The 21,227-nt window shown below is 73.4% G+C and carries 13 protein-coding genes; all 13 read right to left on the minus strand.

The window, feature by feature from the left end:
* Window positions 1–165: 165 nt before the first annotated feature.
* The 13 genes from fusA to AC3EQ1_RS14235 all read right to left on the minus strand — a co-directional run bounded on the left by fusA (window position 166) and on the right by AC3EQ1_RS14235 (window position 21,192).
* Window positions 166–2,286 (minus strand): elongation factor G, encoded by a 2,121-nt coding sequence (gene fusA, locus AC3EQ1_RS14175; protein WP_432094661.1) that lies wholly within the window; start codon window positions 2,284–2,286, stop codon window positions 166–168.
* A gap of 38 nt (window positions 2,287–2,324) precedes the next feature.
* The gene (rpsG, locus tag AC3EQ1_RS14180) at window positions 2,325–2,795 is read right to left on the minus strand and encodes a 30S ribosomal protein S7 (protein ID WP_432094662.1); all 471 of its coding nucleotides are present in this window, start codon (window positions 2,793–2,795) and stop codon (window positions 2,325–2,327) included.
* 3 nt (window positions 2,796–2,798) lie between these two features.
* Window positions 2,799–3,170, minus strand: coding sequence for a 30S ribosomal protein S12 (rpsL, locus tag AC3EQ1_RS14185; protein ID WP_003948652.1), 372 nt, complete (start codon window positions 3,168–3,170; stop codon window positions 2,799–2,801).
* Between the two features lie 311 nt (window positions 3,171–3,481).
* Window positions 3,482–4,141, minus strand: a complete 660-nt coding sequence (locus tag AC3EQ1_RS14190) for a LysE family translocator (RefSeq protein ID WP_432094663.1) — start codon at window positions 4,139–4,141, stop codon at window positions 3,482–3,484.
* Window positions 4,142–4,327: 186 nt separating this feature from the next.
* Window positions 4,328–4,885, minus strand: coding sequence for an NADPH-dependent FMN reductase (locus AC3EQ1_RS14195; RefSeq protein WP_432094664.1), 558 nt, complete (start codon window positions 4,883–4,885; stop codon window positions 4,328–4,330).
* Window positions 4,882–5,940 (minus strand): MupA/Atu3671 family FMN-dependent luciferase-like monooxygenase, encoded by a 1,059-nt coding sequence (locus AC3EQ1_RS14200; RefSeq protein ID WP_432094665.1) that lies wholly within the window; start codon window positions 5,938–5,940, stop codon window positions 4,882–4,884. The genes AC3EQ1_RS14195 and AC3EQ1_RS14200 overlap by 4 nt, the downstream gene beginning before the upstream one ends.
* Window positions 5,941–5,992: 52 nt before the next feature.
* A complete protein-coding gene (locus AC3EQ1_RS14205) occupies window positions 5,993–7,444 on the minus strand; it encodes an MFS transporter (RefSeq protein WP_432094666.1) in 1,452 nt (483 codons plus the stop codon).
* 8 nt (window positions 7,445–7,452) lie between these two features.
* Entirely contained in the window at window positions 7,453–7,665 is a 213-nt protein-coding gene (locus AC3EQ1_RS14210; protein WP_432094667.1) for an MbtH family protein, read from the minus strand.
* Between the two features lie 24 nt (window positions 7,666–7,689).
* Window positions 7,690–16,692, minus strand: a complete 9,003-nt coding sequence (locus AC3EQ1_RS14215) for an amino acid adenylation domain-containing protein (RefSeq protein WP_432094668.1) — start codon at window positions 16,690–16,692, stop codon at window positions 7,690–7,692.
* A gap of 76 nt (window positions 16,693–16,768) precedes the next feature.
* Window positions 16,769–18,418: a UbiD family decarboxylase domain-containing protein gene (locus tag AC3EQ1_RS14220; RefSeq protein ID WP_432094669.1), complete on the minus strand. Its 1,650-nt coding sequence runs from the start codon at window positions 18,416–18,418 to the stop codon at window positions 16,769–16,771.
* A 14-nt stretch (window positions 18,419–18,432) separates the two neighbouring features.
* Window positions 18,433–19,131 carry a beta/alpha barrel domain-containing protein gene (locus tag AC3EQ1_RS14225; protein WP_432094670.1) on the minus strand — a complete coding sequence of 233 codons (699 nt, stop codon included), beginning with the start codon at window positions 19,129–19,131 and terminating at the stop codon, window positions 18,433–18,435.
* Complete coding sequence (locus AC3EQ1_RS14230; protein ID WP_432094671.1) at window positions 19,128–19,820, minus strand: phosphoribosylanthranilate isomerase; 693 nt, start codon at window positions 19,818–19,820, stop codon at window positions 19,128–19,130. The genes AC3EQ1_RS14225 and AC3EQ1_RS14230 overlap by 4 nt, the downstream gene beginning before the upstream one ends.
* A gap of 4 nt (window positions 19,821–19,824) precedes the next feature.
* Window positions 19,825–21,192 (minus strand): TrpB-like pyridoxal phosphate-dependent enzyme, encoded by a 1,368-nt coding sequence (locus AC3EQ1_RS14235; protein ID WP_432094672.1) that lies wholly within the window; start codon window positions 21,190–21,192, stop codon window positions 19,825–19,827.
* Between the last annotated feature and the right edge of the window lie 35 nt (window positions 21,193–21,227).

Below are 21,227 nucleotides of genomic sequence, written 5' to 3' on the forward strand. Positions count from 1 at the left end.
CGGATGGGTTCAGGTGGTCTTACCGAACCGACCAGGACCCCTAGGGGACGCCCTTGGCCGTATTCGCTTGGGGGCCGGCGCCCGGGTCCCGCCGCAGACCGCTGTGCGGCCTGCGACGGAATGTCCGGGTGCCTTTGCTCCAGCCTAAACGCTGAGCAGCAGGTGCTACTCGCCCTTGACCTTCGCGATGATCTCCTCGGCGACGTTCCGCGGAACCTCGGCGTAGGAGTCGAACTGCATGGAGTAGCTTGCGCGACCAGAGGTCTTGCTGCGCAGGTCTCCCACGTAACCGAACATCTCCGACAGCGGCACCAGACCGGTGACCAGCTTGGCGCCGGACCGCTCCTCCATGGACTGAATCTGTCCACGGCGGGAGTTGATGTCGCCGATCACGTCGCCCATGTAGTCCTCGGGCGTGGTGACCTCGACCTTCATCATCGGCTCGAGCAGGGCCGGGCTGGCCTTGCGGGCAGCCTCCTTGAAGGCCATCGAGCCGGCGATCTTGAACGCGAGCTCGGAGGAGTCGACGTCGTGGTAGGCACCGTCGATCAGCGTCACCTTCACGCCGGTCAGCGGGTAGCCGGCCAGAACACCGAACTCCATGGCCTCCTGGCAGCCGGCGTCCACGGACGGGATGTACTCCCGCGGGATGCGGCCACCGGTGACCTTGTTCTCGAACTCGTAGCCTTCGCCCTCGAGCGGCGCGATGGCGATCTGCACCTTCGCGAACTGGCCGGAACCACCAGTCTGCTTCTTGTGCGTGTAGTCGACCCGCTCGACCGCCTTGCGCAGCGTCTCGCGGTACGCGACCTGCGGCTTACCGACGTTGGCCTCGACCCGGAACTCACGCTTCATACGGTCGACCAGCACGTCGAGGTGCAGCTCGCCCATACCCGCGATGATGGTCTGGCCGGTCTCCTCGTCGGTGTTGACCTGGAAGGACGGGTCCTCCTCGGCCAGCCGCTGGATCGCGACGCCCAGCTTCTCCTGGTCGCCCTTCGACTTGGGCTCGATGGCGACCTGGATGACGGGGGCCGGGAAGTCCATCGACTCCAGGATCACCGGGTTCGACGAGTCGCAGAGGGTCTCACCGGTGGTGGTCTGCTTCAGACCCATGACGGCGATGATGTCGCCGGCACCCACCGAGTCGATCTCCTCACGCTTGTTCGCGTGCATCCGGTAGATCTTGCCGATGCGCTCCTTCTTGCCCTTGACGGAGTTCTGCACCTGCGTGCCGGACTCCAGGCGGCCCGAGTACACCCGGACGAAGGTGAGCTTGCCCAGGTGGGGGTCGCTCGAGATCTTGAAGGCCAGCGCCGACAGCGGCTCGTCCTCGGACGGCTTGCGGGTGATGACCTCGTCGGGGTTGTTGACCGCGTGGCCCTCGATGGCCTCGACGTCGAGCGGCGAGGGGAGGTAGCGGACAACGGCGTCGAGCAGGGGCTGAACGCCCTTGTTCTTGAAGGCGGTGCCACAGAACACGGGGGTGACGGTGGTGCCGCCGCCCTTGCCGGAGCTGATGGTGATGCGACGGATCGCCTCGTACAGCTGCTCCTCGGTGGGCTCCTGGCCCTCGAGGTACAGCTCCATCATCTCTTCGTCGTTCTCGGCGACGGCCTCGAGCAGCTTGCCGCGCCACTCGTCGGCCGCCTCGGCGTGGGTCTCCGGGATGTCGATCGTGTCGTACATCTCGCCCTTGGTCGCCTCGGCGGACCAGACGTAGGCCTTCATCGTCACCAGGTCGATGACGCCCTTGAAGTCCGCCTCCGCGCCGATCGGCAGCTGCATGACCAGCGGAACCGCGCCCAGGCGGTCCACGATCATGTCCACGCAGCGGTGGAACTCGGCACCGGTACGGTCCAGCTTGTTGACGAAGCAGATACGCGGAACGCCGTAGCGGTCCGCCTGACGCCACACGGTCTCGGACTGCGGCTCAACACCGGCAACACCGTCGAACACCGTCACGGCACCGTCGAGCACACGCAGACAGCGCTCCACCTCAACGGTGAAGTCGACGTGCCCGGGGGTGTCGATGATGTTGATCGTGTGGTCGACGTTCGCCAGCGGCCAGTGGCAGGTGGTGGCAGCGGACGTGATCGTGATGCCACGCTCCTGCTCCTGCTCCATCCAGTCCATCGTGGCAGCGCCGTCGTGGACCTCACCGATCTTGTAGCTCACACCGGTGTAGAACAGGATCCGCTCGGTGGTGGTCGTCTTGCCCGCGTCGATGTGGGCCATGATCCCGATGTTGCGGACCTTGGCCAGGTCAAGCGAAGTGGTGGCCATATGGCTCAGTCTTCTCTCGGTCTCGATGGGGGTAGCGACTACCAGCGGTAGTGCGCGAAGGCCTTGTTGGACTCGGCCATCTTGTGGGTGTCCTCGCGACGCTTGACGGAGGCGCCGAGACCGTTGCTGGCGTCCAGCAGCTCGTTCATCAGGCGCTCGGTCATGGTCTTCTCGCGACGGGCGCGCGAGTAGCCCACGAGCCAGCGGAGGGCGAGGGTGGAGGCGCGGCCGGGCTTGACCTCGATCGGCACCTGGTAGGTGGCGCCACCGACACGGCGGGACTTGACCTCGAGCGTCGGCTTGATGTTCTCGAGCGCGCGCTTGAGCGTGATGACCGGGTCGTTGCCGGTCTTCTCGCGGAGGCCTTCCATGGCGCCGTACACGATGCGCTCGGCGGTGGAACGCTTGCCGTTGAGCAGCACCTTGTTGATCAGCGAGGTGACAAGAGGAGAACCGTAGACCGGGTCGATGATGACCGGGCGCTTCGGGGCGGGGCCCTTACGAGGCATTTTTTACTTCTCCTTCTTGGCGCCGTAGCGGCTGCGGGCCTGCTTGCGGTTCTTGACACCCTGGGTGTCGAGCGAACCACGGATGATCTTGTAACGAACACCCGGCAGGTCCTTCACACGACCGCCACGCACGAGCACGATGGAGTGCTCCTGCAGGTTGTGTCCCTCACCCGGGATGTAAGCGGTGACCTCGATCCCGCTGGTCAGACGCACACGCGCGACCTTACGCAGGGCCGAGTTCGGCTTCTTCGGGGTGGTGGTGAACACGCGCGTGCAGACGCCGCGGCGCTGAGGGGATCCCTCGAGTGCGGGCGTCTTGTTCTTCTCGACCTTGTCCTGCCGGCCCTTCCGGACCAGCTGCTGGATCGTAGGCACCGTTTCTCCGGTTTCTGTGTGCCGTCTAGTGAAGCTAACCTGGGGCCTCCCCCGACCCACGCGGTCGGGTGTGTCGCCGACCTCATACGTTTCCCGTGAACGGGAAGTGCATATGTGGTCGGTGCATCGGCCTCGGCATCCTGTGCGGCGGAGACCCCGGCCGAAGACCGGGTGGGTGCACGCACAAGAACCCGGGCACACCCCAGGCACAAGGTCTGAGCGTACCTATCGCATCGACTCCGGTCAAAACAAATGCCCACGCCGGGCGGCCCGAGGGGCCTGCCCGGCGTGAGCTCCGCGACCGGCGCGGGTCAGGCCCGGCTCGCGGGGCGCCCCGCGAACAGCGCCGCCCCCGCGAGCGCCAGGTACGTCCCGCCGGTGACGTACTTCTGGCTCCGCCGGAACCGCTCGTGCCGGGCCAGCCAGCGGGCGACGCCCGAGGAGGCCAGCGCGTAGCACAGGTCGAGCCCCAGGGCGACGAGGAAGAAGACCAGCCCCAGGACGAGGGACTGGGTCAGCACCGAGCCGCGCTCCGGCGCCACGTACTGCGGCAGCAGCGCCAGGAAGAAGAGGGCGACCTTGGGGTTGAGGATGTTGACCAGGGCTCCGCGCCGCAGCAGCCGCAGCGCGGTGCCGCCGGCCGCGGCGTCGCCGGGAGGCAGGCCCTCGTCCGCGGGGGCGCGCAGCGCCCGCACCGCCAGGTAGAGCAGATAGGCCACCCCGGCGTACTTCAGCAGGTCGAAGGCGAGCGCCGAGGCGGCGATCAGGGCGGACAGCCCCACCACCGTGCCCAGGACGTGCACCAGCGTGCCGAGCTCCACGCCCAGCGCCGCGGCGAAGGCGGCGCGCCGGCCCTGGACGACGCCCTGGCTCAGGATGAACAGCATGTTGGGCCCCGGTACGGCGATCAGCGCCAGGGCGGTGACGAAGAACAGCGCCAGCGTGGACGCCTCGGGCAGGGTCGGTTCCACCGGGTTCCCCCTTCGGTGCGGGTGCGGATCACCGGGGCGGCCGACGGTGCGGGCGGCACCGGGGCCGCCCCGCGGGACGGCGGGGCGTGCCGGGGCGGCGGGGCCCGCCGGTGCCGCGGTGGCGGCTCATACGGGTGCCACCGCCGCAGTGGCGTCTCATACCGGTGCCACCGCCGCAGTGGCGTGTCATACCGGTGCCACCGCCGCGGCGCGGAACGCCCGGACCAGCTCCGCGAGCTCCGCTAGCCCGGCGTCGACCCGCTCCAGCAGGGCCCCGGGGGCCTCGGCCCGGCCCAGTTCCGGCCGTTCGGCGACGATCTGGGTGGGTGCGGCCCAGCCGCCGAGCGAGCGCACCACCGAGCGGAGGTGGTCGCAGGCGGTGGCGCCGTTGTGCAGGCTGACCGCCGTGGCGGCGAGCAGCACCGGCTTGCCGGTCAGCGCGCCGGGCGGCAGGTGGTCCAGGGTGTTCTTCAGGGCCCCGGAGAGGGAGCCGTGCTGCACGGGGGTGGTGAGGACGACGGCGTCGGCCTCCGTCACCTCGCTCAGCAGCAGGCCGACCCGCGGGTCCTCGTACAGCTCGCCGGAGGCGTAGCGCTCGGGGGCGAGGACGGCGAGGGTGAGCAGGGAACGGTCCAGCTCCCGGGCGTCGAAGCCGGCCTGCCCCGCCCTCTCCCGCACGAGGGCGGTCAGGCGGTGGCAGCCGGAGGTCACGGCGGCGGTGCCGGAGACCAGGCACAGTCTCATCGGGTGCTCCGTGCGGTCCAGGCCTCGCGGAGGCGGCCGAGGTGGGTCAGCGAGTCGAGCACCGCGTCGTCGTCGACGCCGAAGTCGATCAGGCAGGCGACCTCGTCCACGCCCGCCGCCTCGATCCGCTCCAGCAGCGGTATCAGGTCCTCGACGGTGCCGAAGAGGCCACCGGTGTCGAAGTACTTGCCGAAGGAGTGCTCGACGAGGAAGTCCAGGTCCTCCGGGTCGAGGTCGTCCGGTTCGACGCCGGGCAGGATGTCGCCGGCGGCCTTCATGATCAGCCCGAGGGAGCTGCGGATGTAGGCGCTGAACGGTTCGCGCACCCGCTCCCGGACGGCTTCGCGGTCGGTGCCGACGAAGGTGTGGAGCATCAGGGCGACCTTGCCGGCCGCCGGGTTCTCCGGAGCGGTGGCGGGGAGCGCCGCCCGGTATTCGGCGATCTTCTTCTCCAGCTCGGCGAGCTCCTGGCCGAGCAGATGCGTCAGGACGCCGTAGCCCTGGGCTCCGGCGTGCCGGAAGGTGTCGGCGCTGCCCGCGCTGGTGAGCCAGACCGGCAGGTGGGGCCGGACCGGGGCGGGGAAGGAGCGGACGGTCGCCTCCTTGTCCTCTCCGTCGGTCAGCCGGACGCTCTCCCCGCGCCAGAGGGCGCGCACGGTCTCGATGGTCTCGGTGAGGACCTGCTTGCGGCCGGCGTAGTTCTCCGGGCGGAGCGCGAAGTCCTCGGCGTGCCAGCCGGAGGCGAAGGCGAGGCCGGCCCGGCCTCGGGAGAGGTTGTCGACGACCGCCCACTCCTCGGCGATGCGCACCGGGTGGTGCAGCGGTCCGACGACGCTGCCGGCACGGACGTCGACCCGTTCGGTGACGGCGGCGACGGCGGCGCCGGTCACCGCGGGGTTGGGGTACGGGCCGCCGAACTCGTGGAAGTGGCGCTCCGGTGTCCAGACGGCGCTGAATCCGTGCCGGTCGGCGAAGCGTGCGCCGTCGAGCAGCAGTCGGTAGCCGTCGTCACCGGAGCGCTGTCCGGCGGCGAAGTAGAAGAGGCTGAACTCCACGGGAAGCCCTCTCTGAATGGCGGGTGTCGCGTGCGGGTGGTGGGTGCGCCGGTCAGCTCCTGCCGCTCCGGGCCGGCGCGGCACCGGCCGCGGACTCGGCCGGACCGGGGGCGTCCGGCTTCGCCCCGCGGACGGCGAGCGTGACCGCGGCCCCGAGGAGCATGAGGGCGACGGGCAGCAGGTAGGTGAGGCGGATGGCGGTGGTGGTGTCCTGCCGGGCGAGCTGGACCTGGAGGAGCGCGCCGACGGCGGCGGAGCCGAGCAGACTGCCGCACAGCCGGGTGGTGTTGAACAGTCCGGAGGCGGCGCCGGCCATGGCGGGGTCGATGTCCCGGAAGGCGACGACCGCCGCCGGGGCGAAGGCCACCCCCATGCCGACGCCGACGCAGAGCAGCCCGGGGAGCAGCGCGGCCTGTCCGGAGTCGGCGCGGATCAGGGCGGCCAGCAGGGCGATGCCGCCGGCGAAGAAGAGCAGCCCGGTGACCATGACGTACTTGCCGCCGAAGCGGTCGGTGAGCCGGCCCGAGTAGGGGGCGATGAAGACCGAGACCAGGGGGGCGACGGCGACCAGCAGTCCGGCGCGGAAGGCCGAGAGGTGCTGGACCTCCTGGAGGTACATCGGGGTCAGCAGCATCATGCCGCCCAGGCCGCACGGCAGGACGCCGACCACGGTGGCCATCACGGTGAAGTTCCGGTTGCGCAGCACGGCGAAGGGGACGAGCGGTTCGCGGTCCTGGCGCCGTCGCTCGACGAACGCGAACACGGCGAGCACCAGCAGTCCGGCGGCGATCAGCACGGGCACGGTGACCGGGCCCCAGACCGTGCCCCAGTTCCTGGACTCGCCCTCCAGCAGTGCGTAGACCAGGAGGAACATCGCGACGGTGAGCAGCGCGGCGCCGGCCATGTCGAGCCGGGGCCGCTTGTCCCCCGTCACCCGGGTCACGCAGAGCAGCATCAGCACGGCGCCGACGGCCCCGATGGGGAGGTTGATCCAGAAGATCCAGCGCCAGCCGAGCGAGGCCACCAGGAAGCCGCCGAAGGTGGGGCCGGCCGCGGCGACGATGCCGGCGAACGAGCCCCAGACGCCGAGCGCGGCGCCGCGGCGCTCCACGGGGAACATCTGATTGATGATCACCATGGCCTGCGGGGTGAGCAGGGCTCCGCCGATGCCCTGGAGGACCCGGGCGGCGATGGCCTGGCCGGGGGTGTCCGCGAGGCCGCAGGCGGCGGAGGCCAGGGTGAAGATCAGCAGCCCGGTGAGGAAGACCCGGCGGGCCCCGTAGAGATCGCCGAGGCGTCCGCCGGTGACGAGCAGTACGGCGAAGGAGAGCAGATAGGCGTTGATCACCCACAGCACCTGGGTGAGGTTCGCGTCCAGGCCACTGGTGATCTCCGGGACCGCGACGTTCACGGCGGTGGTGTCGAGCAGGACGACGGACTGCGCCCAGCAGATCGCGAACAGCGCCCACCACGGCGACCGCATCCGGGTGCGGAGGGTACTCATGGGGTCTCCTAGGAGTTCACGGCGCCGATGAGGCTGAGCGGACGCATGTCCGTCCAGGCCTCCTCGATGTGGTCCAGGACCGTCTGCCGGGCCTCGGGCCCGAAGCGGGTGTGCCAGCCGGCCGGCACCTCGAGGTGGCCGGGCCACAGGGCGTACTGGCCCTCGTCGTTGACCACCGCGAGGTAGCGGGCCTCGGTGTCCTCGAACGGGTTGGTCGGCATGGTGCTCTCTCCTCGGTTCAGGGGTCAGGAACGGTCGGACAGCGCGGCGGCCAGCACCGGGCCGATCACCGCGAGCGCCTCGGGCCCCGCCATGGCGCCATGGACGCACCGAACGGGATGCTCCTCGATCCGGCCGGTGATGTGCGGGACCCACGCCCGGGCGGCGGTGTCGCCGGTGTCCCCGGCGCTGTCCCCGGTGCTCTCGGCGGTGCCCCCGGTGCTCCGGGTGGCGCTCTCCGTGGCGGTGAAGAAGAGGACGTCGCCGTCGTAGCGGCGCGGGGTGAAGGCGGTGGCGAGCCGGACGTTGTCGGCGAAGGCGGCCACCATCGCCGACAGGCGGGTCTCGCCGAGGGCGGCGAGCGGGCTGTGACCGTCCGCCAGCAGCTCCAGCACGGCGGCGGGTTCGAGCCCGGCGGGGTCCTCGGGGACGGGGTGGCCCAGGGACTCGAGCAGCTGGGCCATCACCTCCTCCTGGCCGGACGGGCCCGCGGCCGCGGTGCCGGGGCGACTGTCCAGCAGGGCCAGCAGGGCCACCTCCTCGCCCTGCTCCCGCAGGAGGACCGCGATCTCGTGGGCCAGCGTGCCGCCGAAGGACCAGCCGAGCAGGTGGTACGGGCCGTGCGGCTGGATCTCCCGGATCCTGGCCAGGTATCCGGCGGCCAGTTCCGCGGCGTCCGCGGGCGCGGCGTCCGGGGACAGCAGCCGCGGCGACTGCAGCCCGTACACCGGCCGTTCCGGCTCCAGGTGGCGCAGCAGGCCGGAGTAGACCCAGGCGATCCCGGCGGCCGGGTGGACGCAGAAGAGGGGCGGCAGCTCGCCCTGCGGGCGCAGCGGCAGGACGGTGTCGAAGTCGTCGCCCCGGGCGTCCGGGCCGTCCCCGAGCCGGGCCGCGAGGGCGGCGACGGTGGGTGCCTCGAACAGGGTGCGGATGCCGGGCGTGACGCCGAGCACCGCGCCGATCCGGCCGGTGAGCCGGGTGGCGAGCAGGGAGTGTCCGCCGAGGTCGAAGAAGTTGTCGTCGATGCCGACCCGGGGCAGTCCGAGGATCTCGGCGAAGAGTCCGGCCAGCACCTCCTCGTGGACGCTGCGCGGGCCGCGTCCGGAGACGGCCGCCTCCGGCTGCGGTTCCGGGAGGGCCTTGCGGTCGAGCTTGCCGCTGGGGGTGAGCGGCAGCGCGTCCAGAACGACGACGGCCGCGGGCACCATGTACGCGGGGAGTTCGGCGGCGAGGGCGGCGCGCACCTCGGCCGGGTCGGCGGCTGAGCCCGGGGCGGGCACCACATAGCCGATGAGCTGCTTCGGCCCGTCGTCACCCGTGCGGGCGACGGCCACCGCGGTGTCCACGGCGGGGTGCCGGGTGAGGGCCTGTTCGATCTCGCCGAGCTCGATCCGGAAGCCGCGGATCTTGACCTGGTGGTCCACCCGGCCCAGGAACTCCAGCTCCCCCGCGTCGTTCCAGCGCACCAGATCCCCGGTGCGGTACATCCGCGAACCGGCCGGACCGTAGGGGCACGGCACGAACCGCTCCGCCGTCAGCCCCGCACGCCGCCAGTAACCGCGCGCCACCCCGTCACCCGCGATGTACAGCTCCCCCGCCACGCCCACCGGGACCGGCGACAGGCCGGCGTCCAGCACGTACACCCGGGCGTTGCGGATGGGCCGGCCGATCGGCGGGGTGCCGCCGCCGGGGGCGAGGGGGTCGCTCATGGTGGTGACGACGGTGGCCTCGGTGGGCCCGTAGACCTGCATGACGCGGCGTCCGGGGGCCCAGCGTTCGACGAGTTCGGCGGAGAGCGCCTCGCCGCCGACGACGAAGCCGCGCAGGTCGGGCAGGTCGCCCTCGGGGAGCGAGGCGAGCATCGGGGCCACCAGGTCGGTGTGGGTGACCCGGTGGTCGCGCAGCAGGTCCCGCAGGTCCTCGCCGAACACCTGCCGTTCGGGCGCGGGCACGACCAGGGCCGCTCCGGAGGTGAGGGTGAGGGCGATGTCGGCCAGCGAGACGTCGAAGCTGATGGAGACCAGCAGCAGGAAGCGGCTCGTCGTGTCCAGCCCCAGCCGGTCGATGTGCTCCCCCGCCACGCCCGCGATGCCGCGGTGGGTGACGACGACGCCCTTGGGACGGCCGGTGGAGCCGGAGGTGTAGATGACGTACGCCGGGTGGGCCCGGGTGAGCGGGGCGCGCCGGTCGGCGTCGGTGGGGTCGTGGTCGGGCAGGGCGTGCAGCAGGGCGGCGGTGGCGGGGTCGTCGAGGACGACCGCGGGGACGCCGGCGGGCACGGCGCCCGCCGCCCGCGCGGTGGTCAGCGCGAGCACCGGGGAGCCGTCGTCGAACATCTGCCGCACCCGGTCGGCCGGGTAGTCCGGGTCGACGGGCAGATAGGCGGCGCCCGCCTTCACGGTGGCGAGAAGCGCGACGATCACGTCCACGGAGCGGTGCGCGGTGAGCGCGACGAAGTCCTCGGGGCCCACGCCGAGCCCGATGAGGTGGTGGGCGAGCCGGTTGGCCCGCTCGTTGAGCTCGCGGTAGGAGACGGCCGTGTCCCGGAAGAGCACGGCGTCGCCGTCGGGGGTGCGCCGCACCCGGTCCTCGAACAGCTGCGGCAGGGTGTCCCCGGCGACCGGGTGCGCGGTGGCGTTCCAGGTCTCCAGCAGCCGGGTCCGCTCCGCCTCCGGCAGGACGGCGATGGCGCCCAGCCGCTGTCCGGGGTCGTCGGCGACGCTCTCCAGCACGCGCAGCAGACAGCCGGCGATCCGGTGGGCGGTGGCCTCGTCGAAGAGGTCCGCGCTGTACTCGACGACTCCGGTGATGCCGTCGGGGGTGCCGTCCGGGGTGCGCCGCTCGGTGAGGTCGACGGCGAGGTCGAAGCGGGCGGTGCCCAGGTGCGGCACGGTGACCTCGGACTCCAGCCCGGGCAGGTCGAGTTCGGGCCGCAGGCTGTCCTGGAAGGCGAGGAGCACCTGGAAGAGCGGGTGCCGGGCGAGCGAGCGGGCCGGGTTGAGCGCCTCGACGAGCCGTTCGAACGGCAGGTCGGGGTGGGCGTAGGCGGCGAGTCCGCGGTCCCGCACCCGGGTCAGCAGGTCGGCGAAGGTCGGGTCGCCGGAGGTGTCGGTGCGCAGCACCAGGGTGTTGGCGAAGAAGCCGACCAGCCCGTCCAGGGCCTCGTCGGTGCGGGCGCCGACGGGGCTGCCGAGGGGGATGTCCTCCCCGGCGCCGAGCCGGGTGAGCAGGGTGGCCAGGGCCGCCCGGAGCGCCATGAAGACGGTGGCGCCGCGGGTCCGGGCCATGGCGTGCAGTCTGCGGTGCAGCTCCGGCGGCACGGTCAGCGGCACGGTGCCGCCCCGGTAGCCGGCCAGCGCCGGGCGCGGCCGGTCGGTGGGCAGGTCCAGCTGGTCGGGGAGGCCGGCCAGTTCGGTGCGCCAGAAGGCGAGCTGTTCGCTCATCCTGCTGTCCGGGTCCGTTTCGTCGCCCAGGTGCCGCCGCTGCCAGAGGGCGTAGTCGGCGTACGGGACGGGCAGCGGCTGCCAGTCGGGGGCGCGGCCGGCCAGCCGTGCCGCGTAGGCGCGGGAGAGGTCGCGGGTGAGCGGGGTGGTGGAGGGGCCGTCGCCGGCGATGTGGTGCAGGACGAGCAGCAGGACGTGCTCCTGCTCCCCGGTGGCGAGCAGGTGGACCCGCAGCGGGGTCTCCCGGGTCAGGTCGAAGCCCTGGTGGGCCAGTTCGCGGACGGTGGCGTCCAGCTCCCCGGGCGCGACGCGCCGGGTCAGCACCCGCGGCCGGCCCGCGTCGGGGTCGAGGACGTGCTGCCGGGGCTCGCCGTCCGTCTCGGGGAAGACGGTGCGCAGGGCCTCCTGCCGGCGGACCACATCGGCCAGGGCCTCGCTCAGGGCCGCCGTGTCCAGGGCGCCGCGCAGCCGGATGACCAGCGGAATGTTGTAGAGCGAGCCGTCGTCCTCGAAGCGGTTCAGGAACCACAGCCGCTGCTGCTGGAAGGAGAGCGGCAGCCGCTCGGGGCGCGGGCCGGCGGGCCGCAGTCCGGCGCCGGCCGCGGCGGCGCCGCCGAGCCGCCGGGCGAGCGCGGCGACGGTGGGCGACTCGAAGAGGTGACGGATCTTCAGCTCGCCGCCGTGCAGCGACCGGATGCGGCTGATCAGCCGGATGGCGAGCAGCGAGTGGCCGCCGAGCGCGAAGAAGTCGTCGTCGGTGCCGACCGCGGGCACGCCGAGCACCTCGGCGAACAGCTCGCAGAGCAGCTCCTCCTGCGGAGTGCGCGCGGCCTTCCGCTCGCCGGACTCCGTGGCCGCGGGGGCCGGGAGGGCCTTGCGGTCGAGCTTTCCGTTGGGGGTGAGCGGGAACGCGTCCAGCACCATCACGGCGCCGGGCACCATGAACCGCGGCAGCCGCTCGCCGACCGCGGTGCGCAGCGCCTCGGGTTCCGGCGCTTTCCCGGGGCCGGGGACGACATAGCCGGTCAGCCGCTGGTCGCCGGGGGTGTCCTCGCGGACGACGACCACGGCGCGGGCGACCCCGGGGAGGTCGGTGAGGGCCTGTTCGATCTCGCCGAGCTCGATCCGGAAGCCGCGGATCTTGACCTGGTGGTCCACCCGGCCCAGGAACTCCAGCTCACCGGCCTCACTCCAGCGCACCAGATCCCCGGTGCGGTACATCCGCGAACCGGCCGGACCGAACGGGCACGGCACGAACCGCTCCGCCGTCAGCCCCGCACGCCGCCAGTAACCGCGCGCCACCCCGTCACCCGCGATGTACAGCTCCCCCGCCACCCCCACCGGAACCGGCGAGAGAGCGGCGTCCAGCACGTACACCCGGGTGTTGCGGATGGGCCGGCCGATGGTCGGTGCCGCCTCCCCCACCGGGGAGGAGGTGGACCAGATCGCGGTCTCGGTGGGCCCGTACATATTGGTCACCGAGCGGCAGGCGGCGGCGAGTTCCGCGGCCAGGGCGGGCGGCAGCGCCTCGCCGCCGACCAGCGCGGTGAGGCCGCGCAGCGCGTCCGGCCGGGCGGCCAGCAGCTCCTGCCAGAGGGAGGGCGTGGCCTGGAGGTGGGTGGCGCCGGTCTCCGTCACGAGGGCGGCGAGCGCGGCGGGGTCCCGGACGGTCTCCTCGTCGGGGAGGACCACCGCGGCGCCGCTGCGCAGCGGCAGGTACATCTCCAGGGCGGCGATGTCGAAGGCGATGGTGGTGACGGCGGCCAGCCGGTCCTCGGGGCCCATGCGGAAGAGGTCGTCCATGCCCGCGAGGAAGTTGTCCAGCGCGGCCCGGGGGACGACGACGCCCTTCGGCCGCCCGGTGGAGCCCGAGGTGTAGATGACGTACGCGGGGGCGCCCGGGGGCACCGGCCGGGCCGCCGGGGCGGCCGCCGGGTACTGCCGCAGGGCGGCCGCGGTCTCCGGCAGGTCGAGGTGGAGCCGGGGCGCGTCCGCGGGGAGCGCGCCGTCCGTGCCGGTGGTGGTGAGGACCAGGGCGGGGCGGGCGTCGTCGAGCATGTGGGCGACGCGGTCGGCCGGGTAGCCGGGGTCGAGCGGGAGGTAGGCGGCGCCGGTGCGCAGCACGGCCAGCAGGGCGACGACCAGGTCCGGGGTGCGGGGCAGGGCGAGGGCGACGAAGCTGCCCTCGCCGATGCCCCGGTCGAGCAGCAGCCGGGCGAGCCGGCCGGCCCGCTCGTGCAGTTCGGCGTGGGTGAGGGTCTGTGCGGCGGTGACGACCGCGGGGGCCTGCGGGGTGCGGGCCGCGACTGCCTCCAGCTGTGCGGTCAGCCCCTCCCGGGGAGTGGTCCGGCGGGTGTCGTTCCAGGTCTCCAGCAGCCGGTGCCGCTCGTCGGGGGTGAGCACCCCGAGCGTGCCCAGTCGGCGGCCGGGGTCGGCGGCGGCGTCGGTGAGCAGCAGCGTCAGCCGCTCCAGCAGGAGTTCGACGGTGCCGCGGTCGAAGAGGTCGGTGCTGTACTCCAGCATGCCGCCGATGCCGGCGGGCTTGCCGTCCTCGCCGGTCAGCTCCTCGACGTAGAACGACAGGTCGCACTTGGCCACCGGCAGCGCGAACGGCACCGGCTCGACGCGCACCCCGGGCAGCTCCGGGCGCGGGTGCGGGAAGCTCTGCAGCGCGAGCAGCACCTGGAAGAGCGGGTGACGGCTCATGGAGCGGGCCGGGTTCACCGCCTCCACCAGCCGTTCGAACGGCACGTGCTGATGGGTGTAGGCGGCCAGGCCGGTCTCCCGCACCCGGGCGAGCAGTTCGGTGAAGGCGGGGTCGCCGGAGGTGTCGGTGCGCAGCACCAGGTTGTTGATGAACAGGCCGACCATGGGCTCGGTGGCCTCGTCGGTCCGGCCCGCGACGGGGCTGCCGATCGGAATGTCCTCGCCCGCGCCGAGCCGGGTCAGCAGGGCGGCCAGCCCCGCCTGGAGCACCATGAACAGGCTGCACCCGTGCTCCTGGGCGAGGCCGCGCAGCGCGGTGTGCAGCTCGGCCCCGAGCGCCACGGGGACGGTGTCGCCGCGGTAACTGCTACGAACCGGCCGCGGCCGGTCGGCGGGGATGTCCAGCTGGTCGGGCAGCCCGGCCAGGGCGGCGGTCCAGTGGTCGAGTTCCCGGGCCAGCAGCGAGCCGGGCCCCTCCCCCAGCACCTCGCGCTGCCACAGGGTGTAGTCGGCGTACTGCGCGGGCAGCGGCTCCCAGCGCGGCGCGGCGCCGGAGGTGCGGGCGCGGTAGGCGTGCGCCAGGTCCTCCATGAGCGGGGCGTGCGACCAGCCGTCGGTCGCGATGTGGTGCAGGGTCAGCAGCAGGAGGTGGCGGTCCTCGCCGGTGCTGAACAGATGGGCGTGCAGCGGGGTCTCGCCGGCGAGGTCGAAGCCGCGCAGGCTCTCGGCCGTCATCGCCCCGGGCAGCTCCTCCGCGGTGACGGTGGAGGTGCGCAGCTCGATGCCGGCCGCGTCGCGGACGTCCTGGTACGGCTCCCCGTCGTCGGCGGGGAAGACGGTGCGCAGCGCCTCGTGGCGGCCTGCGACGTCGGCGAGGGCGCGGCGCAGGGCGTCGGTGTCCAGCGATCCGTCGAGCCGGTGGGCGAGCGGGATGTGGTAGGTCGCGGAGGGCACGTCCTCCATGCGGCTGAGGAACCACAGCCGCCGCTGGGCGTACGAGAGCGGGACCCGGGCCGGGCGCCGGGCGGCCCGGCGCAGCGGCGGGGTCTCCTCGGCGGCGGCGCCGTGCGACTCCGTCCAGCGGGCCAGCGCCGCCGGGGTGGGCGCCTCGAACAGGCTGCGGACGTCCACCGCGGCCCCGAGGGCGGTGCGGACCCGGCTCACCAGCCGGGTGGCGAGCAGCGAGTGGCCGCCGAGACCGAAGAAGTCCTCGTCGGCGCCGACCGCCTCCAGCCCCAGCACCTCGGCGAAGAGGGCGCACAGCAGCTCCTCGCGCGGGGTGCGCGCGAGGCGCCCGATGCGGGTGCGGGCGCCGGAGGGCGCGGGCAGGGCCTTGCGGTCCAGCTTGCCGTTGGGGGTGAGCGGGAACTCCTCCAGCACCACGACGGCGGACGGGACCATGTACTCCGGCAGCGAGCGGGACAGCCGGGCGCGCACCCGGGCCGGGTCCGCCGCGCAGCCGGGCTCGGGCACCAGGTAGCCGATGAGCCGCCGGTCGCCGGGCCGGTCCTCGCGGATGGTCACCGCGGCCTGGGCGACGCCCTCCAGCGCGCCGAACGCGGTCTCGATCTCGCCGAGTTCGATCCGCACGCCGCGGATCTTCACCTGGCTGTCCACCCGGCCCGCGTACTCGACGGCGCCGTCCTCCCGGCGCCGGGCCAGGTCACCGGTGCGGTACATCCGGGATCCCGGCTCCCCGAAGGGGTTGGGCAGGAAGGACTCGGCGGTGCGGCCGGGGCGGCCCAGATAGCCGTGGGCCAGCTGGACACCGGCCAGATAGAGCTCGCCGGTCTCCCCCGGAGCGGTCTCCCGCAGCTGCGCGTCCAGCACGTACACCTGGGTGTTCCACACCGGCCGGCCGATGGGCACGGTGGTGGCGCCCGGCTCGGGGACGCACTCCCAGTAGGTGACGTCCACCGACGCCTCGGTGGGCCCGTAGAGGTTGTGCAGTCCGGCGGTGTCACCCAGCAGCGTGCGGAACCGCTCGGCGAGTTCCAGCGGCAGCGCCTCGCCGGAGCAGATGACCCGGCGCAGGCTGGTGCACTGCGCGGCGGTGGGCTCCTCGGTGAAGAGCTGGAGCATGGAGGGCACGAAGTGGATCGTGGTGATCCGCTCCGCGCGGATGATCTCGCTGAGGTAGCCGGGGTCGCGGTGCCCCTCGGGCCTGGCCATGACCAGCGCCGCGCCGTAGGAGACGGGCCAGAAGAACTCCCAGACGGAGACGTCGAAACCGGAGGGGGTCTTCTGGAGCACCCGGTCGTCCTTGCCGAGCCGGTACTCGGCCTGCATCCAGCTCAGCCGGTTGACGATGCCGCGGTGCGGGACGACGACACCCTTGGGGTGCCCGGTGGAGCCGGAGGTGTAGATGACGTACGCCGCGTCCTCGCCGTGCACCGGGCGGGCCGGGGCGAACGGCACGGAGGGCTGCGCGGCCAGCAGCCCGCGCGTCTCGTCGGTGTCGAGCACGACGGTGCGCAGGCCCTCGGGGCGCGCGCCGGCCGGGATCAGCTCCTCGGCCGCGGTGTGGCTGAGGACCAGCGCGGGGGCGGAGTTCTCCAGCAGATAGGCGATGCGCTCGGCCGGGTAGCCGGGGTCGACCGGCAGATACGCCGCGCCGGCCTTGACCACGGCCAGCAGCGCGACCTGCAGTTCGGTGGAGCGGGGCACGGTGACCGCGACGATCGAGCCCGGCCCGACGCCCGCCCCGGCGAGGAGGTGGGCCAGCCGGTCGGTGCGCTCGTCCAGCTCGGCGTAGCTCAGCCGCTCGCGTTCGTGGACCAGCGCGAGACGTTCGGGAGTGCGGGCGACCTGTGCCGCGAAGAGCCCCGGCAGGGTGGTGGAGGCGTCCGGCAGTCGCACCGTGGTGTCATTCCATTTCACCGTAAATATCCTCCACAGCCCAAGAGTTCACAACGTATAGCGATCGGTACGTCTTCAGCGGATCCGGGCCTGGCCGCTAGCGGTCATGGCCCGCACCGGACAGCCCGTAGCTGCGGGCGGTGCGCTCCCGGAGCGCGAACGGGGTGGTCGCGTCGACCGAGACCCGGCCGGGCGGCCGGCTCCCGCCCCGGGCGCGGGCCCACTCCTCGGTGCCGGACGGGTCCATGGGGACCGGCCCGGACTCGTCCCGGGAGACGGTGTCGAGGGCGAGGTTCGCCCGGGTGGTGAGGGCCCACAGCAGGTCCTCCGGGCAGGAGATCCGCACGTCGTCGTCGGTGACGACCACCAGCTTCAGGAAGGAGTGCTGCGCCAGCAGCGACCGGGCGATCCGGGCCGGGGCGGCGTCCCCCTCCGCGCTCTCCTTGCGCACCGCGACGGCCAGCAGCAGCATCCCGCCGCCCGCCGCGGCCTGGTGGAGCTCGCGCACGCCCGCGCCGGGGACGTCCGGCAGCGACAGCCCCGCCGAGAGGGCCCCCGCGGTGCCCAGGATGTGCGACTGTTCCCGGCCCGGCCCGATGACGGCCTGGTAGACGGGGTCCCGGCGGTGGGTGACGGCGGTGACGGTCAGCACCGGCAGCCCGGCGCGGGAGCGCCCGTCGTAGCCCAGGAACTCCGGGAGCGACCAGCCGCTGCCGGTGACCGTCTCGTCGGCGAGCGTGCCGTCGAGGTACCCCTCCAGCACGATCTCCGACTCCGCCAGCACCGACGCCCCGTCCTGGGTGAGCGCCGGCGCGAGGGCCACCGGCGCGCCGGCGAGGGCGCCCGCGACGGCGAGCTTGTCGAGGCCGGACGGCAGGAAGCGGGTGCCCAGGGCGGAGGCCACCATGGCGGCGGGCGGCACCCCGATGCTGACGGTGACCGGCAGCCGGCGGCCGGAGCCGACGGCCCGTTCGTACAGGGCCCCGAGCTGCCGCCCCGGCACCATCCAGACCGTGAGCCGGGTGCGGTCCAGCACCAGCATCCGGTGCGAGGACAGCGCGGTCTCCCCCGTCTCCGGGTCCTCGGCGCGGACCAGCGCGGCGGTGAGGTACGGCCCGGCGTCCCGCGGGGTGGCGGTGAGCACCGGCAGCCGGCGCAGATCCACCCGGTCGCCGGTGGTCACCCGCTCCCGGCAGGCCGGTTCCGCGACCCGCACCGGAGGGAGCGCCCGCGCCGTGAGCCGCCGGGCGCGCTCGGGCGTGATGCGGTCCGGCAGGCCCGGCAGCCAGCGGCGGAGCCGGTCCTCCGCGCCGTACAGGCCGAGCAGCACCGGCCCCTCGGCCCCCTCGACGGCGGTGTGCAGCACCGCGGGTTCGGAGCGGGAGACGCCGACGGCCGGCACCCCGCCGTGGCGGCGGGCGAAGCGGCCCGCCACCTCGGCACGGGCCAGCGGCGCCGTCTCCCGCAGCAGGGCCCCGGGCTCGCGGGCGGCCAGCTCGGCGAGGGCGGCGCGCAGCGACAGGCCGGGAGGGGTGGCGGGCGGCTCGGCGCCCGCCACCACCGCACCGGGACGCGCCGCTTCGACGGAAGACACCGCGTCGGAACACACCGCGTCGGGACGCGCCGTCTCCTCGGACAGCGCCGCCACCGGACGCATCGCGTCCGCAGGCCCCACGCCATGGACCGGCCTCACCGCGTCCTGGGGTCTCCCGACCTCCGCCGGGCTCACCGCATCCTCGAAGTTCACGACCTCCTCCCGCCTCACCGCGCGCCCTCCAGCTCCGCCGCCCAGCCCGGCACGTCGTCCGCCAGCAGCAGCCCCGTGCCGATCAGCAGCGCCCGGTAGCCGGCGCCGAGCAGCCCCCGCGCCTCCTCCGGGGTCCGGATGCCGCTCGCGCTGACCGGCACCGGGGTCCCGGTGGCCAGCACCGCGGGCAGCAGTGCGTGGCTGCGCTCCGGGCCCTCCGGGCCCCGCTCGCGCCGCCGGATGTCCTTGTTGTTGACGGCGACCACGCACCGCTCGCCGTGGACCACGGCGGCGGCCTCCCGTTCGTCGCTCACCTCCACGAAGGGGGTGAGGCCGTGCTCCAGACAGCTCTCGATGAGCCGCGGCAGCACGGATTTCGGCAGCACGGTGGCGGTGAGCAGCGCGGCGGACGCACCGCGCGCGGCGACGTCGGCGAGCTGCCGCTCCTTGGTGAGGAAGTCCTTGACCAGCACCGGGAGTCCGGTGGCCGCGACCACCTCGTCCAGCAGTCCGGGGGTGCCGCCGAACCACGATCCGGTGACGGCCGAGAGGGCCGGGGCGCCCAGCGCCTCGTACTCCCGGACCAGTTGCGCGACCGTCCGGCCGCGGAAGAGGTCGTCGCCGTCGGCGGACCGGCGTTTGATCTCCGTCAGGACCGGCACCCGGGAGGTGAGCAGGGCCTCGCCGAAGCGCCCAACGGTCGGCGCGCTCATGCCGTGACCTCGTCCCGTACCCGGCCCAGCCGCTGCCACCAGGCGGTGCGGATGGCGTCCACCCGGCGCAGGGTGAGCGAGCCGCCCGGGCCGCGCAGCGCGCTGTCCAGGTCGATCCCGAGCATCCCGGGGTGCCGCAGCACCCGGTCGTACCGTTCGACGCCCTCCTCCGAGAGCCCGCCGGCCAGCAGGAACGGGCGGCCGACCCGCTCCAGCGCCCCGGTGAGCGCGGCCGGGTCCAGCGGCCGGCCGGTGGAGCCGATCCGGCCGTCCGGGCCGACGGAGTCGAAGAGGAAGGAATCCGCCCCGGCCTGCTCGTACGCGCCGATCAGCGGCTCCTCCAGCACCTTGCCGTCCCGGGCGTGCAGCACCTTCACCAGGTGGACCCCGGGCAGCGCGGCCCGGATCCGGCGCACCGTGCCGGGCATCGGATAGCCGTGCAGCTGCACCCGGCGCACACCGGAAGCGGCGACCGCGGCGCGCAGCGCCTCGGGGTCCTCCTCCAGCGTGACCAGCACCGGGTCGAGGTGCAGCTGAACTGCGCGGGCGGCCAGCGGTACCAGCCGCTCCAGCGGCAGCTCGGACCTGCCGCCCGGAACGCCGTGCCAGAGCCCGACCTGCTCGACCGGGAACTTCGACAGCCGGCGCAGCTCGTGGTCGGTCACCAGCCCGCACACCTTCAGCAGCACGGTCTCAGCCCTCCGCTCCGCCGGGGACGGGCAGCTGCGCGAGGGAGCGGTCGACCGCGTCCGCGTCGAAGCCGTCGTCCGTGAGCTCCCCGGCGAGGTGGCGCTCGTACGCGGCGAGGTCGAAGTGGCCGTGGCCGGACAGGCCGAACAGGATCACCTGCGAGCGGCCCTCTTCGCGGCAGCGCAGCGCCTCGTCCACGGCGACGCGCACCGCGTGCGTCGACTCCGGCGCGGGCACGATCCCCTCGCTGCGGGCGAAGGCGAGCCCGGCCTCGAAGCAGGCGGTCTGCGGCACCGCGCGCGCCTCCATCAGCCCCTCGTCGAGCGCCCGGCTGACCAGCGGCGAGATGCCGTGGTAGCGCAGGCCGCCGGCGTGGATGGCCGGCGGGACGAAGGAGTGGCCGAGGGTGTGCATCTTCATCAGCGGGGTGAAGCCGCCGGTGTCGCCGAAGTCGTAGGCGACCCGCCCGCGGGTCAGCGTCGGGCAGGCCTCCGGCTCGGCGGCGATGACCCGCACCGCCTGGCCGCCGCGGAGCTGTTGGCCGAGGAACGGGAAGGCGAGCCCGCCGAGGTTGCTGCCGCCGCCGGCGCAGCCGATCACGATGTCCGGGTAGTCCTCCGCCATGTCCAGCTGGGCCATGGCCTCCTGGCCGATGACCGTCTGGTGCAGCACGACGTTGTTGAGGACGCTGCCGCCCGCGTAGTTGGTGCCCGGGTCGTTCATCGCCAGCTCCAGCGCCTCGGAGGTGGCGATGCCGAGGCTGCCGGGGCAGTCCGGGTCCCCGTCGAGGATCTTCCGGCCGATCTCCGTCTCGGTGGACGGGCTGGGCAGGCAGGTGGCGCCGTACGCGTGCATCAGGGCCCGGCGCTGCGGCTTCTGGTGGTAGCTGACCCGCACCATGAAGACCTTGACCTCGAGGTCGAACAGCGCACCGGCCAGGGCGAGCGAGGAGCCCCACTGCCCGGCGCCGGTCTCGGTCGCCAGCCGCCGGATCCCGGCCGCCTTGTTGTAGAAGGCCTGGGGCACGGCGGTCGACGGCTTGTGGCTGCCGGCCGGGCTGCCGCCCTCGTACTTGTAGTAGATCCGCGCCGGGGTGCCGAGCTTCTCCTCCAGCCGGCGGGCCCGGAACAGCGGGGACGGCCGCCACTGGGCGTAGATCTGCCGGACCTCGTCGGGGATCTCGATCTCCCGCTCGGTGGACAGCTCCTGCTCGGCGACCTCCTTGGGCATGATCCCGGTCAGGTCGTCGACGGTCGCGGGCTGCCCCGTGCCCGGGTGCAGCAGCGGCTCCAGACCGGGCAGATCGGCGGCGATGTTGTACCAGTGCTCCGGTATGCGCACATCGCTGAGCAGGTACTTCACGGATTTCACGGCGGTGGTCCTCTCGGTCTTTCCGGGTGTGTGCG

The organism is Streptomyces sp. bgisy100 (assembly GCF_057709105.1).

Coding starts and splice junctions, on each gene's coding strand:
- AC3EQ1_RS14225 (WP_432094670.1), bottom strand. CDS start 19,131: ATGAGCGCGCCGACCGTTGGGCGCTTCGGCGAGGCCCTGCTCACCTCC.
- rpsG (WP_432094662.1), bottom strand. CDS start 2,795: ATGCCTCGTAAGGGCCCCGCCCCGAAGCGCCCGGTCATCATCGACCCG.
- AC3EQ1_RS14195 (WP_432094664.1), bottom strand. CDS start 4,885: ATGAGACTGTGCCTGGTCTCCGGCACCGCCGCCGTGACCTCCGGCTGC.
- fusA (WP_432094661.1), bottom strand. CDS start 2,286: ATGGCCACCACTTCGCTTGACCTGGCCAAGGTCCGCAACATCGGGATC.
- AC3EQ1_RS14205 (WP_432094666.1), bottom strand. CDS start 7,444: ATGAGTACCCTCCGCACCCGGATGCGGTCGCCGTGGTGGGCGCTGTTC.
- AC3EQ1_RS14210 (WP_432094667.1), bottom strand. CDS start 7,665: ATGCCGACCAACCCGTTCGAGGACACCGAGGCCCGCTACCTCGCGGTG.